Raw genomic sequence first — 14,021 nt, forward strand, 5'->3', positions numbered from 1 at the left:
AGTGGGGTCGGCAAAGACTGGCTCGGGGACTTGGCGCGGGGACTCGCCTCCGCCGCCTTTGACACCAACCCCTAGGAGAGCCCCCGTGCCCGAACGCGTGTCACGTCCACGCAGGTCCAGACGACCGCCGTACGCCGTCTGCGCCGCGCTGTTCCTCGTTTTGACCGGGTGCGGTGCCTCAGGCACCGCACCCGCCGCTGTCCCCAGCGACGGCTCCCGCGCCCCCGCACCCGCCGGTACCTCCGGTGCGGCGGGCCCGGTCGCCGCCGCCCGTGGACCGGCCGCCCCCACGCGTCCTCGCGAGATCCGGTTGCTGGGGCGGGGGATCAGGGCGGCGATCCCGGCCGATTCGAGGCAGGCGCTGGTCGTCACCGGGGACTCACCGGACTCCAGCCTGGCCACCGCCGTCCTCTACACCCGTGAGGACTCCATGGCGGGCTGGCAGCCGGCCATGGGCCCGTGGCCCGCCCACAACGCCCTGAAGGGCTGGACCGACGAGCACCAGGCGGGTGACCTCCGGACCCCCATCGGGGTCTACGGGCTGACGGCCGCGGGCGGTCTGCTCGCCGCTCCGGGCACCGCGTTCCCGTACGAGCAGAACCCGCTGTTCAACATCAGCGGAGAAGGGTTCCAGGGGGATTCCCTGGAGGGGTCCTTCGACTACGTCATCGCCATCGACTACAACCGCATTCCTGGCGCCTCCCCGCTGGATCCGACACGTCCGCTCGGCGAGGAGCGGGGCGGCGGCATCTGGCTCCATGTCGACCACGGCGGACCGACCCAGGGCTGCATCTCGCTCCCCGCAGACCGGATGAGGGAACTGCTGCGCGCCCTCGACCCGGCAAAGGTGCCGGTGGTCGTGATGGGTGACGCTGCGGCCCTGGGTCGCTGATGACCTCACGCACCCGAGGAGCCCGCATACGCGAGGGGCCCGCACCGTCACCGGTCCGGGCCCCTCTTCTGCGTGGCGAGACCTACGCGGGCTTCTCCTCCAGGCGCGGGAACAGCACCGCACCCTTCGTCACCGTCGCGCCCGCCGGCAGCTGACCCCAGTTGCCCGCGTCCTGCACGAGCTGGTCGGGCAGAGCGCCCAGGGACGCCTCGGCGCCGAGGGACTCCCACAGCTTCTGCGAGGTCTCCGGCATCACGGCGTTCAGCAGCACCGCGACACCGCGCAGCGACTCGGCCGCCGTGTAGAGGATCGTCGCGAGGCGGGCCCGGCCCTCGGGGGACTCGTCCTTGGCGACCTTCCAGGGCTCCTGCTCCGTGATGTAGCCGTTGACCTGCTTCACGAAGTCGAAGATCGCCAGGATGCCGGCCTGGAAGTCCAGCTCCTCGCCGATCTTCCGGTCGGCCGTCGAGACAGCCTTCGCCAGCCCCTCCTGGACCGCCTTCTCGGCCTCACCGGCGGCCGTGGCCTCCGGGAGCGCCCCGCCGAAGTACTTGCCGACCATGGCGGCGACGCGCGAGGCGAGGTTGCCGTAGTCGTTGGCGAGCTCGGAGGTGTAGCGGGCGGCGAAGTCCTCCCAGGAGAACGAGCCGTCGCTGCCGTACGCGATCGCCCGCAGGAAGTACCAGCGGTACGCGTCCACACCGAAGTGCGAGGTCAGGTCCTGCGGCTTGATACCGGTCAGGTTCGACTTCGACATCTTCTCGCCGCCGACCATCAGCCAGCCGTTGGCCACGACCCTGCCGGGCAGCGGCAGACCCTGCGCCATGAGCATCGCGGGCCAGATGACCGAGTGGAAGCGGAGGATGTCCTTGCCGATCAGGTGCACATCGGCCGGGAACGTCCCGTCGAACTTCTCCTGGTTGGCGCCGTAGCCGACCGCCGTCGCGTAGTTGAGCAGCGCGTCGACCCACACGTAGATGACGTGCTTCTCGTCCCACGGCACCGGGACGCCCCAGTCGAACGTGGAGCGCGAGATCGACAGGTCCTGCAGGCCCTGCCGGACGAAGTTCACGACCTCGTTGCGGGCCGACTCGGGCTGGATGAAGCCGGGGTTGTTCGCGTAGAACTCCAGCAGCTTCGGGCCGTACTCGCTCAGCTTGAAGAAGTAGTTCTCCTCCTTGAGGATCTCCACCGGCTTCTTGTGGACCGCGCACAGCTTCGTGCCGTCCTCCGCCTCGATGAGGTCGCCGGGGAGCTTGTACTCCTCGCAGCCCACGCAGTACGGGCCTTCGTACCCGCCCTTGTAGATCTCGTCCTTGTCGTACAGGTCCTGCACGAACTCCTGCACACGGTCCGTGTGCCGCTTCTCCGTCGTGCGGATGAAGTCGTCGTTCGCGATGTTCAGGTGCTCCCAGAGGGGCTTCCAGGCCTCCTCCACGAGCTTGTCGCACCACTCCTGCGGGGTGACGTTGTTCGCCTCGGCAGTGCGCATGATCTTCTGACCGTGCTCGTCCGTGCCGGTGAGGTACCACACCTTCTCGCCGCGCTGGCGGTGCCAGCGGGAGAGCACGTCGCCTGCGACGGTCGTGTAGGCGTGGCCCAGGTGAGGAGCGTCGTTGACGTAGTAAATGGGGGTCGAGACGTAGTACGCCGTCGCCCCCTGCTTCTCGGATCCAGTGGCCGCCATGGTCGAAATCCTAACGGCCCGTGGGTGATCCACTCACACCGATAAACGTCGCCCGGCCATGGAGACCTTTGCGAAACATGCCTTCCGGTAGCAATGACCCATCCTGGGAGGGAGCGGACAGGCATGCACGAGGCAGGGGACATCACGATGCGGGTACTGGTCGCCGAGGACGAGGAGATCCTGGCGGAGCTCGTCGCCACCGGTCTGCGGCGGGCGGGGTTCGCCGTCGACACGGTCTACAGCGGCGACGCGGCCGTCGCCTACCTGGGGCTCCACGACTACGACGTCGTCGTCCTCGACCGCGATCTGCCGCGGGTGCACGGAGACGACGTGGCGCGCGGACTCGTCGCCTCCGGTTCGCGCACTCGCATCCTGATGCTCACGGCTGCCGGTTCCATGGAGGACCGCGTCTCGGGTCTCGACCTCGGCGCCGACGACTATCTGGGCAAGCCGTTCGAGTTCCCGGAGCTGGTGTCGCGGGTACGGGCGCTGCGGCGGCGCAGCGCCCGGCCCGTGCCGCCGCAGCTGCAGCGGCACGGCGTCCGGCTCGACTCAGTACGGCGCACCGCGTCCCGCGACGGCCGGGAGCTGGACCTCTCGCCGAAGGAGTTCAGCGTGCTGCAGCTGCTTCTGGAGGCGGACGGCGGGACGGTCAGCGCGGAGGAGCTGCTGGAGCGCGCCTGGGACGCCAACGCCGACCCGTTCACCGGCGCCGTCCGCGTCTGCATGAGCAAGCTGCGCGGGAAGCTCGGGGAGCCCGCCCTGATCCGTACGGTGCAAGGTGTGGGGTACGCCCTGTGAAGCGGCCGTCGGCCGTCCGGCACGCCACGATCCGGACGCGGATCGCGCTCGTGTACGGCGGGGTGTTCCTGGTCCTCGGGACCGCGCTGCTCACCACCGTCAACCTTGCCTCCCGTGCCGGTACGGACTCGCAGGCCCGCGCGATCGCCGCCACCGCCGCGGTCATCCAGCCGGGCTACGCGGTGAACGGTCCGCTCATCACCCGGCGGAGCCTCGGCCCGCCCACCGTCTACGACCTCACCGACCATGTCAGCGACGCGGCCGGCCACCAGCTGCTGATCTGGTCCGCGGCCGCCCTGCTCGTGATGACGGCGTGCGCCGTGGGGGTGGGCTGGTGGACCGCGGGGCGGGTACTGCGGCCTGTCCACGCGATGACCGCGAAGGCGCGCCGCCTCTCCGAGCACACGCTGCACGAACGGATCGCTTCGAACGGACCCCACGACGAGCTGAAGGAGCTCGGTGACACGCTGGACGCGCTGCTGGCCCGGCTGCAGAAGGCGTTCGACAGCCAGCGGCGGTTCATCGCCAACGCCTCGCACGAGCTGCGGACACCGCTGGCCACCCAGCGGGCCGCGATCCAGATCGGACTGGACGACCCGACCCCTGAGGATCTCGTACGGACCAGGGAGACGCTCCTCGACAACAACCGGCGCAGCGAGCGGCTCATCGAGGGGCTGCTGGTGCTGGCGCGCAGCGAGCGGGGGCTCGCGGCGGGCGAGCGGGACGCGGTCGATCTCGCACAGGTGGTGGCGGAGGAGGCGGCCCGGTATCCGGGTGTGCGGGTCTCGGCGCAGCCGTGCGGGATGCGGGGGAACCGGCTGCTGCTGGCCCAGTTGGTGGCCAACCTGCTGGCCAACGCGGTGACGTACAACGTGCCCGACGGGTCGGTGGAGGTGTCCGTCGCACGGGGCGGGGCCGATGAGCCGGTCCTGGAGGTGCGTAACACCGGGCCGGTGGTGGCGGAGGCGGACATCCCGGGGTTCTTCGAGCCGTTCCGGCGGGGCGAGGGCCGGGACCGGATGGGTCCGGGCTCCGGACTCGGTCTTTCGATCGTGCGTTCCATAGCGGTGGCGCACGGCGGTACGGTCACGGCGGTGCCGCGCCCCGGGGGCGGGCTCGCCGTGACCGTACGTCTGCCGGTCGACCTGCCGGGTCAGCCCTTGTCGGCGGCGGTCCCGCGGGTGGTGAGCCAGGTCGGGAGCGCGGCGAGAAGCTCCTGGTAGAGCGTGGCGTCCGGCACCTCGCGCGGGGCGGGGCCCGCGTGGAAGAACGCGGCGTTCGGGGCGTCCAGCTTCCGCAGGAAGTCGAAGCCCTTCGCGTCCTCCTCGCCGAATGCGACGAACTGGAAGAACAACGGCAGCCGCGCCGCGTCGACGAGCGCCTGCTTGGCGGGCTGCTTGGTGTCCGGCGGGCCGTCCGTCTGGAAGATCACCAGGGCGGGACCGGTGGCCTCCGACTTCTCGTAGTGCGCGACGACCTCCTCGACGGCGCGGTGGTAGCTCGTACGGCCCAGACGGCCGAGCCCCGCGTGCAGCTCGTCGATCCGGCCCTCGTGAGCGGTGAGGTCGACCGTGCCGGTGCCGTCGATGTCGGTCGAGAAGAAGACGACGGGCACGGTCGCGTCCTCGTCCAGGTGCGCGGCGAGGGCGAGCGTGCGGTCGCCCAGGTGCTGGGCGCTGCCGTCCTTGTAGAACGGCCGCATGGAGCCGGAACGGTCGAGCACCAGGTAGACGGTGGCGCGGAGCCCGGTCAGCCCGTGCGCCTCCAGTGCGGCCTGGGCAGCCTTGTACGGATCGGCGAGCGCAGGTGCACTGGACGTGACCCGGGCGAGGGGGAGGGCGGGGGTGGGCTCGTCGGCGGCGGGTGCGGGGGCCTCGGAGGGTGTGTCGGTGACGGGTGCTTCTGCGGCGGGTTCCGGTGCGGGCTCGGCGACCGGTGCGGGAGCGGGGTCGACCGCGGCGGCGACCGGTGCGGGCTCGGGGGCGGAGGCCGGAGCGGTCGGCTCGCTCTCGACCGGCGTCTCCGGCTCGGCCTCGGCCACGACGACGACCGTCTCCGGCTCGGCCGGGGTCTCCGGCGCGGTCGGCTCGGGCTCGGCCGGGGTCTCCGGCGCGGCGGCCACAGCGACCGGCTCGGCCTCGGCCTCAACCTCGGCGTCGGCGGTGACCGGCTTGGCCTCGGGCACCGCAGTGACCGCCTCCGCTTCCGGCTCCACCGTGGCCTCGGGAGCAGCCTCCGGCTCGACTTCGGCGGCGACCGGATCGGCGGCGGTGACCGGCGCGGCCTCAATCTCGGCGTCGGCGGTGACCGGCTTGGCCTCGGGCACCGCAGTGACCGCCTCCGCTTCCGGCTCCACCGTGGCCTCGGGAGCAGCCTCCGGCTCGACTTCGGCGGCGACCGGATCGGCGTCGGCGGTGACCGGCGCGGCCTCAATCTCGGCGTCGGCGGTGACCGGCGCGGCGTCAATCTCGGCGTCGGCGGAGACCGGCTCGGCGTCAATCTTGGCGTCGGCGGTGACCGGCGCGGCGTCAATCTCGGCGTCGGCGGAGACCGGCGCGGCGTCAATCTTGGCGTCGGCGGTGACCGGCTCGGCGTCAATCTCGGCGTCGGCGGTGACCGGCTCCGCCTCAACCTCCGTCTCCGGCTCCGCAGCGATCGCCTCCGCGACCGGCTCCACCGAGGCCTCGGCCGCGGCCGGCTCCGGGGCCGAGCCCTGGGCCGGGACTGTGGGGGTGGACTTCGGGGTGGGGGCCGATGCCCTGTCGAAGGCCTCCGCCACCAGGTCCGCCGCCAGTCCGCTCTCGGGCGAGGCGGACCGGCGCGAGGCGTGAGCGGGCACCGAGGCCTTGGCGGGCGGGGTGGCCGCCGCCACTGTCTCGTTCGCCGTCACCGTCACCGCGACGGGCTCCGACTCCGTCGGCCCGGTGCGCTCCGTCTGGGGCGGGACCGTGGCCGTCGTCGGCTCGTCCTGCTCCGCGCGGTCGCGGCCGAACACCTTGCGCAGCAAGCTCCGAATGCCCATGGGCGAGGCCTTTCGCATGAGTTGGGTGCGATGAATGTCCGTACTGCGGGAATTTATCCCTGGCCAGGGCGGATACGTAAGGTTAGCGGCCGGATCCGGCCGTTCGTTGGTTCGGCCCGCGCCCGTGTCAAACGTGCAGCGGTGGCCCTGACTTCACTCCCCGTTCATGCGGAGTCCCTCGTGTCGCGTGACTGCGCACCTACCGTCACGCGAGACACATATATGGAGGGACATCACGTGCGCAACCTGCTGCCGCTCATCAGCTCGCACCCGGGCGGGCGCTCCGCGCTGACCTGCCGCTACCGCTGTGGGGACGCCTGCTTCCAGGAGATTCCGAACACCAGCGACAACGAATACGTCGGCGATGTCATCGCCGGTGCCCTTTCGCGCCGTTCGATGATGCGCGCCGCAGCCGTGGTGACCGTCGCCGCTGCCGCCGGGACGACCGTCCTGGCCGGCCCGGCCGCGCCGCAGGCCGAGGCCGCCGCGCTCGCGGGCCACGGGCAGACGCCGGACGGGCCGACGACTCCCGCCGCCTCCGGCGCCCGTGGCCTGCGCTTCGAGCCCGTCGCGCCGAACAAGGACGACAAGGTCACCGTCCCGGACGGCTACGGCCAGAATGTCGTGATCCGCTGGGGCGAGCCGATTCTGCGCGGTGCGCCCGCCTTCGACCCGGACAAGCAGTCCGCGAAGGCGCAGGCGGGCCAGTTCGGTTACAACAACGACTTCCTCTCCCTGCTCCCGCTCCAAGGTGAGCACGGCCGCCAGGTCCTGGTCGCCAACCATGAGTACACGGACGAGAACCTCATGTTCCGTGGCTACGATCCGGCCAACCCGACCCGCGAGCAGGTCGAGATCGCCTGGGCCGCGCACGGACTGTCCGTAGTCGTCGTCCAGGACGAGAGCCGCACCGGCAAGCTGTCGCCGGTCAGCCGCCACCCGCTGAACCGCCGCCTCACCGCGACCAGCGAGTTCGAGGTCACCGGCCCGGCCGCGGGCAGCCCCCTGCTCCGTACCTCTGCCGACCGCACGGGCCGCAAGGTGCTCGGCACGCTCAACAACTGCGCGGGTGGCACGACCCCGTGGGGCACCACGCTGCACGGCGAGGAGAACTTCAACCAGTACTTCGCCAACGGTTCCAGCGCCACCGACAAGCGGTACGGCATCGCGACCGGCGCCACCGAGCGCAAGTGGGAGCGTTTCGACAAGCGGTTCGACCTGGCGCAGGAGCCGAACGAGGCACACCGCTTCGGCTGGGTCGTCGAGCTCGACCCGTACGACCCGGAAGCGACGCCGCGCAAGCGCACCGCCCTCGGCCGCTTCAAGCACGAGGCCGCGCAGCCCCGCCTGACCGCCGACGGCCGGCCGGTCGTCTACATGGGTGACGACGAACGCTTCGACTACTTCTACAAGTTCGTATCGTCGAAGAAGATGAAGAAGGGGAACTCGCGGGCCGCCCACGAGCACAACCTCACCCTCCTGGATGAGGGGACGTTGTACGTCGCCAGGCTGACCGGCGACTCCCCGGCCGCCGAGATCGACGGCACCGGGAAGCTGCCCTCCGACGGTGAGTTCGACGGCAGCGGCGTCTGGATCCCGCTGGCGACGGGCGACACCTCCCACGTGCCCGGGATGACCGCCGAGGAGGTGTACGTCTTCACGCGACTGGCCGGTGACAAGGTCGGCGCCACGAAGATGGACCGCCCCGAGGACATCGAGCCGTCGCCGCGCACCGGCCGGGTCTATGTCGTGCTGACGAACAACACCGACCGCGGCAAGCCGGGCAAGGCGGGCGCCGACGAGGCGAACCCGCGCAACCTGAACAAGCACGGCCAGATCCTGGAGCTCGCAGAGCAGGGGGACGACCCGGCGGGCGACACGTTCGCCTGGCGGCTGTTCCTCGTCGCGGGCGACCCGAACGACCCGTCGACGTACTTCTCCGGCTTCCCCAAGGAGAAGGTCAGCCCCATCTCCTGCCCGGACAACGTGGCGTTCGACCCGCACGGCAACCTGTGGATCGCCACGGACGGCAACCAGCTCGGCTCGCACGACGGCCTGTTCGGGGTCGCCACCCAGGGCGAGCGATGCGGTGAGCTCAAGCAGTTCCTGACCGTGCCGAGCGGCGCCGAGACCTGTGGTCCGCTGGTCCAGGACCGCCGGGTGCTCGTCGCGGTGCAGCACCCGGGCGAGATCGACGGCGCGTCCGTCGAAAAGCCGGCGAGCAGCTGGCCGGACGGTCCGGGCAGGATCGTGCGTCCGTCGGTCGTCGCCGTCTGGCGCGAGGACGGCCGCGACATCGGCGTCTGAGCCCCGCCCGGGCAAGGGTTCACGCGGTGGCGACCTGACGGTGCCACCGCGTGAACTGTGCCTCCGCGTCCCCGGTGTAGGACCACGGCACCCGCACCGCCCGTCCGTCCAGCAGCCGGAACGCGTCCGCGGCCTCCGCGGGCCGCCCCGCGTAACAGGCCGCGTGCGCGAGGTAGTTCAGTTCGCCGACCTCCTCCGGGGGCACCGGTCCCGCCGCGCGCATCCCGAGCCACCGCTCCCAGGTGCGGCACACCTCGGTCACCGCCAGCTCGTGGTCCCAGTGCTGCTGTCCGGTGCGCGGCGCCACGACGGGCCGCCCGTGCGTGGCATCGGAGACGTACCGGTACTCCTCGACCCTGGCGATCTGCACCAGCACCGGAAGCGACGAACCGGGCGGCGCCGCGCCCGCCGCGTCGCGCGCGAAGTCGTACATGGTGCCGTGGGTGCCGTGCCAGCGCGCCGAGTAGTAGCGCAGCAGCTGCGTGTGCCCCTCCATGTGGTGGGGGTCGCGGCGCAGCAGTTCGTCCCACCACTGCGTGATCCGGCACCGGGTCCCGTCCTCGTACAGCCGCGCCACGGTCAGCAGCGACGCCCACGGCATCGGGTCGGACGGGCAGGCCTCGGCGGCCCGCAGGCAGCAGCGGACGACCCGGTCCACCCGGTCCTGGTCGACGGCGATGCCGCGGCCGGCCATGACGGCCCGCCCGAAGAGCCGTACGACGTCGGTCGCCGCCTTCAGTACGTGCGCGTCGGCGTTCTTCGGTTCGGCGGCGAGCCAGGTCTCCACGGTGGAGCTGCCCGCGGCGGCGTGGGCGAGCAGCCGGGTCCGGTGGGTGCGCAGCGCCCACGCGTTGCCGGTGGCGTGCAGCAGATCGCGTACGCCCTGCCAGCGCCCGATGACGATGTCCTGGCGGGCCGCGGTGAGCGACCGGTCGCCGAAATCCGGGTCGAAGTGCACGGGTGGGGGGGTGCGGCGTCGGCGTACAGCCATGCTCGGAGGGTCGTCTCCTCTCGGGGCCGGTGGGGGCGGAGGGGCCGGGGATCAGAAGTCGGTGACGATCGTGGCGGAATCGGTGCAACCGGACGAATCCTCGGCCTGCACGGTCCGCGAAGCATCGAGCTTCGCCGGACGGTAGTACGAGCTGCCGCGCCGTCGGTACCAGAACATCGGGACGATACCCACGGCAAGACCGCCGAGGCCGAGCGCGAGCGCCGTTCTGCTGAAGTCGCCGAGCGCCTCGAAGAAGATCCAGAACATGAAGAGCGAGCCGACCAGCGGCCAGAGCCCGCCGAGGACGAAGTCCGGGACCGAGCGGAGGAGCAGTTTGCGGTACGCGACGACGGCGGCCAGCCCCGCGAGCCCGTAGTACACGGCGATCTGCAGCCCGATGGCCTGCACGGCCACACCCAGGATCCGTTGCACGCGGCCGAGGGCGAGCGAGGCGAGGATCAGGACGAGGGCGACCCCGCCCACGGCCGCGACAGCCACCCACGGCGTGTTCCAGCTGCGGTGCACCCGGCCGAACGCGGCGGGCATCGTGCGGTCGCGGCCCATCGCGAACAGGGAGCGCGTGACCTGGATGAGCGTGGTCTGCAGGGTCGCGACGGTGGACAGCATCACCGCCACCACCAGAAGTTTTCCGCCGACGCCGGGCCACACCTTCTCCCCGAGCACGGTCAGGACGTTGGCGCTGTGCTGCTGGATGTCGTCGGCGGAGAGGATCACGTTCACCGCGATCGCGAACACTTCGACGAGCGCGAAGACGGTGAGCACGCCGATGATCCCGGCCAGCCCCGTGGTGCGGCGGCTGTCGCGGGTCTCCTCGCTGAGGTTGCCGGTGACGTCCCAGCCCCAGTAGTAGAACGCTGCGATCAGCGCGCCGGAGGCGAAGTCGGAGACCCCGCCGAAGTGCCCGAAGCCGAGCCAGGACCACGCGAAGGCGTGTGCGGCACCGGCCCCGGTGTCCGTGGAGCCGCGGACCAGCGCGACGACCGCGAAGACCAGCAGGATCACCAGCTCGACCCCGGAGATGAGCAGCTGGGTACGGGCACTGAGCCGGGCCCCGCCGAGCACGACGAGCAGCATCAGCAAGAACCAGCCCGCCCCGATGAGGGTGGCGAGTGTCGTGTTGTCGGCGGAGCGCGAGTCGATGACGGTCAGCGTCATCGTTCCCGCGGGCAGCGATCCGGCGACCATGAACAGGGTCGCCGCGACGACCAGCGCCCAGCCGCTGAGGAAACCGAGGAAGGGGTGCAGGGTCCTGCCGACCCAGGAGTAGCCGGCGCCCGCGTTGACGTCGATCCGGCCGAGCTGCCGGTAGGCGAGGGCGATGCCGAGCATCGGTATCGCGCAGTACAGCAGGGCGGCGGGCCCGGCGAGACCGACCGTACCGACGAGCACGGCACTGGTGGCGGCCAGCGAATAGGCGGGGGCGCTGCCCGCGACCGCCATCACGATCGTGTTGAACGTACCGAGTGCATTGGGCTGGAGCCCACGGCCGGGCCGGGCGGGCGTGTTGCGCATCGCTGTTCTCAACTGCTTCCGGAAGTACGGCGTGCCCCGGCGGAGTCCCCGTACATCCTTCAGAGGCACGACATGTGGCGGCATGTCAGAAACAGATCTTCGAAACTCCGAATGGATGCGGTCAGTCCGTTCGGAAAGATCGTCCGCATCGTAGTCCCGTGGTTACAGCTGTGTCGGCTTGGGCGGTACGAGTGTTACGTGAGTCCCGTACGACGTTCACAGCTCGGGCGGAAGGCCTACAGTCGGAGACATGGTTTCGGGTGAGGCACCGCAGGCGGAGGGAAGCGTCCGCGTCGACAGCTGGATCTGGTCGGTACGGCTGACCAAGACCCGCTCGCAGGCCGCTGCCGCCTGCCGCGCGGGGCATGTCAAGGTCAACGGGGACCGTGCCAAGCCGGCGCAGACCCTGCATGTGGGGGACGAGGTGCGGCTCCGGCACGCCGGCCGCGACCGGATCGTCGTCGTGTCCAGGATCGTGAAGAAACGGGTCGGCCCGCCGGTCGCGGCGGAGTGCTTCGTCGACAACAGCCCGCCCCCGCCGCCGCGCGAAGCGGTCATCCAGGTGCCGGTCCGCGACCGCGGCACGGGCCGCCCGACCAAGCGCGACCGCCGCGAGATGGAACGCCTGCAGAGCCGCGGCCACGGGGACCGGCCGGCCTGACGGCCTCCCCCACGACTGAGAGTGGGCTCCCGACGCCCTGCGACTTTGCTTGCGGCGTTGTCGTCGGTCACCGACGCTCCGCGTCGACTCAGTCCTCCGCCTTGCCATCGAAGCCGCACGACGCCGCCCCCAATTGCCGGTCGGTCTAAGGCTGCGGTGAGGCGATCGCCCGGGCCGCCGCGACCTCCTGGCGCAGCGGCCCCAGTACCCCTTTCTCGTCGCCCGGCAGCTCGGTCCGTACGCTCACCAGGTCCTCGCTCGCCCGCAGCCCCTCCGCCAGTTGCCGGAGCTGCTGCTGGATCTCGGCCACTTCCTCGGGCGCCGGTTCCGGTGCACCGTGGTCGACCCGGACCCGTGCCGCCGTCGCCGCGTCCACGATCCGCTCGACCGCGACGACCAGGGGCCACCAGGCGGCGGCCCGGGTGCCGACCGGGGGCGGTTCCGTCAGGGCGCGCTGGAACTCGGACCGTACGGAGGACAGATCGCGGTAGATGCGGCGCCGCGCCCGTACCCGTTCCGCCTGGTCGACGGGGGAGATCCGCTCGCCCCCGCCACCCCCACTGCCCGGGTCGAAGGCGTACGCCACATAGTCGGCGATGTCCGTGACCGCGTTCGCGAGCCGGTGTCCGATCCGGGTGTGCCAGCTCTCCGGCCACAGCAGATAGCCCGCCACGAGCACGATCGCGCAGCCGAGGAGACTGTCCACCAGCCGCGGCTCGACCAGGGCGACGCCCTTGTGGTTCAGCACGTCGGACAGCAGCAGGATGACCGGCGTGACGGCCGCGGTCTGGAATGCGTATCCCTTGGCCGTGAACGCCGGGATCAGCGCGGCCAGCACCACCATCACGAGGACGTCCCACCATCCGATCGGCACCGCGGTGAGGATCGGCGTGGCGATGACGAGACCGGCCGCCGTGCCCACGGCGCGCAGCACCGCACGCGAGAAGACCGAGCCGAAGTCCGGCTTCAGCACGAACGTGACGGTCAGCGCCACCCAGTAGGAGCGGTCCACGGAGACCAGCGAGGTCAGCGCCTGGGCCAGGCCGATGCAGAGGGCCAGCCGCAGCCCGTACCGCCAGGACGTTCCGGAGAGCAGCACGGCCCGGGCAGCCCGTCGCATCCGTACCCCCAGCGCGGCGGGGCGTCCGAGCCGGTCGTCGACGTTGTACGGATCGACGTCGGCGTTGTGCACGACGGCCGCCGCGTGGCGCAGCGCGCTGTCCACGGCCCGGGTGGCGGGCGAGCCGGGCGCGGGCAGCTCCGGTTCGGCGCCACCGGTGCGGCTCTCCTCGACGGCCACCGCCAGTTCGCGTACCGCCGCCGGGATCGCGTCGGGCAGCCGGTGCCGCCGCACATGCACCGCGGGCGCCGCCTCGACGAGCGGGATGACCACGTTGAGCTGGGCGAGCAGCCGCACCATCGCGCCGCTGCGCCCGTGGTAGCGGGCCCGGCGGGCGAGGATCAGGTCGTACGAGGTGTTCAGCGACTGGGTGACCGCCTGCCGCCGCTTCTCGTACGCGTCGGTGCCCGCGGCGGCCAGCAGATCGGCGACCGCGAGGTACGTGTCCGCGACTGCGACCCGCTCCGGCAGTTTCCGCCGCATCGGCCAGGCCAGCAGCGTCAGGGCGAGTACGAACAGTCCGCCGAGCGTCAGCAGCAGCGGCGCCACCCACCAGGGAGCCGGCAGGGGCAGTCCGGCTCCGACGACCGAGTTGAGCAGGAGCAGCAGCCCGGACACGGAAGCGACCGCGCCGATCGTCGACATCATCCCGGAGACCAGCCCGACGGCGGTCAGCACGGCGACGGCCGCCCAGCCGGTGCCGTAGACCAGCGTGCCGAGCATGATGCCGACCGCGCCGAACAGCTGCGGCACGGCGATGTTCAGGACCCGCATCCGGTACGCGTCGGCGGTGTCGCCGATGACACCGGAGAGCGCGCCCATGGAGACGAGCGCGCCGTAGGCCGGCCGGTCGAGCGCGAAGCCGACGGCCAGCGGTCCGGCCATGGCGACGGAGGCGCGGACGGCGGCGGCCCACGGGATGGGAGCGGACAGCGGACGGAGCCCGCTCAGCAGCCAGCTCGGTGGTGCGGAACGCTTCCGTTCCGCCTCGGCCTCTGCCAACGGGC

At 71.5% G+C, this 14,021-nt stretch carries 10 protein-coding genes; 5 read left to right on the plus strand and 5 right to left on the minus strand.

Features of this window, described 5'->3' with window-relative positions; translation table 11 throughout:
• Positions 1 to 85: 85 nt before the first annotated feature.
• Positions 86 to 892 carry a L,D-transpeptidase family protein gene (locus OH809_RS21980; RefSeq protein ID WP_406515474.1) on the plus strand — a complete coding sequence of 269 codons (807 nt, stop codon included), beginning with the start codon at positions 86 to 88 and terminating at the stop codon, positions 890 to 892.
• A gap of 82 nt (positions 893 to 974) precedes the next feature.
• Here the strand turns inward: OH809_RS21980 and metG are convergent, their stop codons facing one another.
• The gene (metG, locus tag OH809_RS21985) at positions 975 to 2,579 is read right to left on the minus strand and encodes a methionine--tRNA ligase (RefSeq protein ID WP_406420767.1); all 1,605 of its coding nucleotides are present in this window, start codon (positions 2,577 to 2,579) and stop codon (positions 975 to 977) included.
• Between the two features lie 147 nt (positions 2,580 to 2,726).
• On the opposite strand from metG, the gene OH809_RS21990 reads away from it, so the two are divergent.
• Together OH809_RS21990 and OH809_RS21995 are read left to right on the plus strand one after the other, a co-directional pair.
• Complete coding sequence (locus OH809_RS21990) at positions 2,727 to 3,380, plus strand: response regulator transcription factor (protein WP_366136545.1); 654 nt, start codon at positions 2,727 to 2,729, stop codon at positions 3,378 to 3,380.
• On the plus strand, positions 3,377 to 4,603 hold the full coding sequence (locus OH809_RS21995) for a sensor histidine kinase (protein WP_406420766.1): 1,227 nt from the start codon (positions 3,377 to 3,379) through the stop codon (positions 4,601 to 4,603). Before OH809_RS21990 ends, OH809_RS21995 begins: the two co-directional genes overlap by 4 nt.
• On the opposite strand, the gene OH809_RS22000 is transcribed toward OH809_RS21995, so the two are convergent.
• Complete coding sequence (locus OH809_RS22000) at positions 4,534 to 6,402, minus strand: VWA domain-containing protein (protein ID WP_406515475.1); 1,869 nt, start codon at positions 6,400 to 6,402, stop codon at positions 4,534 to 4,536. The two genes, OH809_RS21995 and OH809_RS22000, sit on opposite strands and share 70 nt — an antisense overlap.
• Positions 6,403 to 6,639: 237 nt before the next feature.
• Between OH809_RS22000 and OH809_RS22005 the strand changes: the two genes are divergently transcribed.
• Entirely contained in the window at positions 6,640 to 8,709 is a 2,070-nt protein-coding gene (locus OH809_RS22005; protein ID WP_406420764.1) for a PhoX family protein, read from the plus strand.
• 19 nt (positions 8,710 to 8,728) lie between these two features.
• On the opposite strand, the gene OH809_RS22010 is transcribed toward OH809_RS22005, so the two are convergent.
• On the minus strand, positions 8,729 to 9,700 hold the full coding sequence (locus OH809_RS22010) for a hypothetical protein (RefSeq protein ID WP_406420763.1): 972 nt from the start codon (positions 9,698 to 9,700) through the stop codon (positions 8,729 to 8,731).
• A gap of 51 nt (positions 9,701 to 9,751) precedes the next feature.
• On the minus strand, positions 9,752 to 11,233 hold the full coding sequence (locus tag OH809_RS22015) for an APC family permease (RefSeq protein WP_406420762.1): 1,482 nt from the start codon (positions 11,231 to 11,233) through the stop codon (positions 9,752 to 9,754).
• Positions 11,234 to 11,483: 250 nt separating this feature from the next.
• Between OH809_RS22015 and OH809_RS22020 the strand changes: the two genes are divergently transcribed.
• A complete protein-coding gene (locus OH809_RS22020; protein WP_037701878.1) occupies positions 11,484 to 11,894 on the plus strand; it encodes an RNA-binding S4 domain-containing protein in 411 nt (136 codons plus the stop codon).
• A 145-nt stretch (positions 11,895 to 12,039) separates the two neighbouring features.
• Here the strand turns inward: OH809_RS22020 and OH809_RS22025 are convergent, their stop codons facing one another.
• Entirely contained in the window at positions 12,040 to 14,016 is a 1,977-nt protein-coding gene (locus tag OH809_RS22025; RefSeq protein ID WP_406420761.1) for an FUSC family protein, read from the minus strand.
• Positions 14,017 to 14,021: the final 5 nt, after the last annotated feature.

The sequence above is a fragment of the Streptomyces sp. NBC_00873 genome, assembly GCF_045207415.1.
In the GTDB taxonomy this organism is placed as follows: Bacteria; Actinomycetota; Actinomycetes; order Streptomycetales; family Streptomycetaceae; genus Streptomyces.

Coding starts and splice junctions, on each gene's coding strand:
- metG (WP_406420767.1), bottom strand. CDS start 2,579: ATGGCGGCCACTGGATCCGAGAAGCAGGGGGCGACGGCGTACTACGTC.
- OH809_RS22015 (WP_406420762.1), bottom strand. CDS start 11,233: ATGCGCAACACGCCCGCCCGGCCCGGCCGTGGGCTCCAGCCCAATGCA.
- OH809_RS22010 (WP_406420763.1), bottom strand. CDS start 9,700: ATGGCTGTACGCCGACGCCGCACCCCCCCACCCGTGCACTTCGACCCG.
- OH809_RS21990 (WP_366136545.1), top strand. CDS start 2,727: ATGCGGGTACTGGTCGCCGAGGACGAGGAGATCCTGGCGGAGCTCGTC.
- OH809_RS22000 (WP_406515475.1), bottom strand. CDS start 6,402: ATGGGCATTCGGAGCTTGCTGCGCAAGGTGTTCGGCCGCGACCGCGCG.
- OH809_RS22020 (WP_037701878.1), top strand. CDS start 11,484: ATGGTTTCGGGTGAGGCACCGCAGGCGGAGGGAAGCGTCCGCGTCGAC.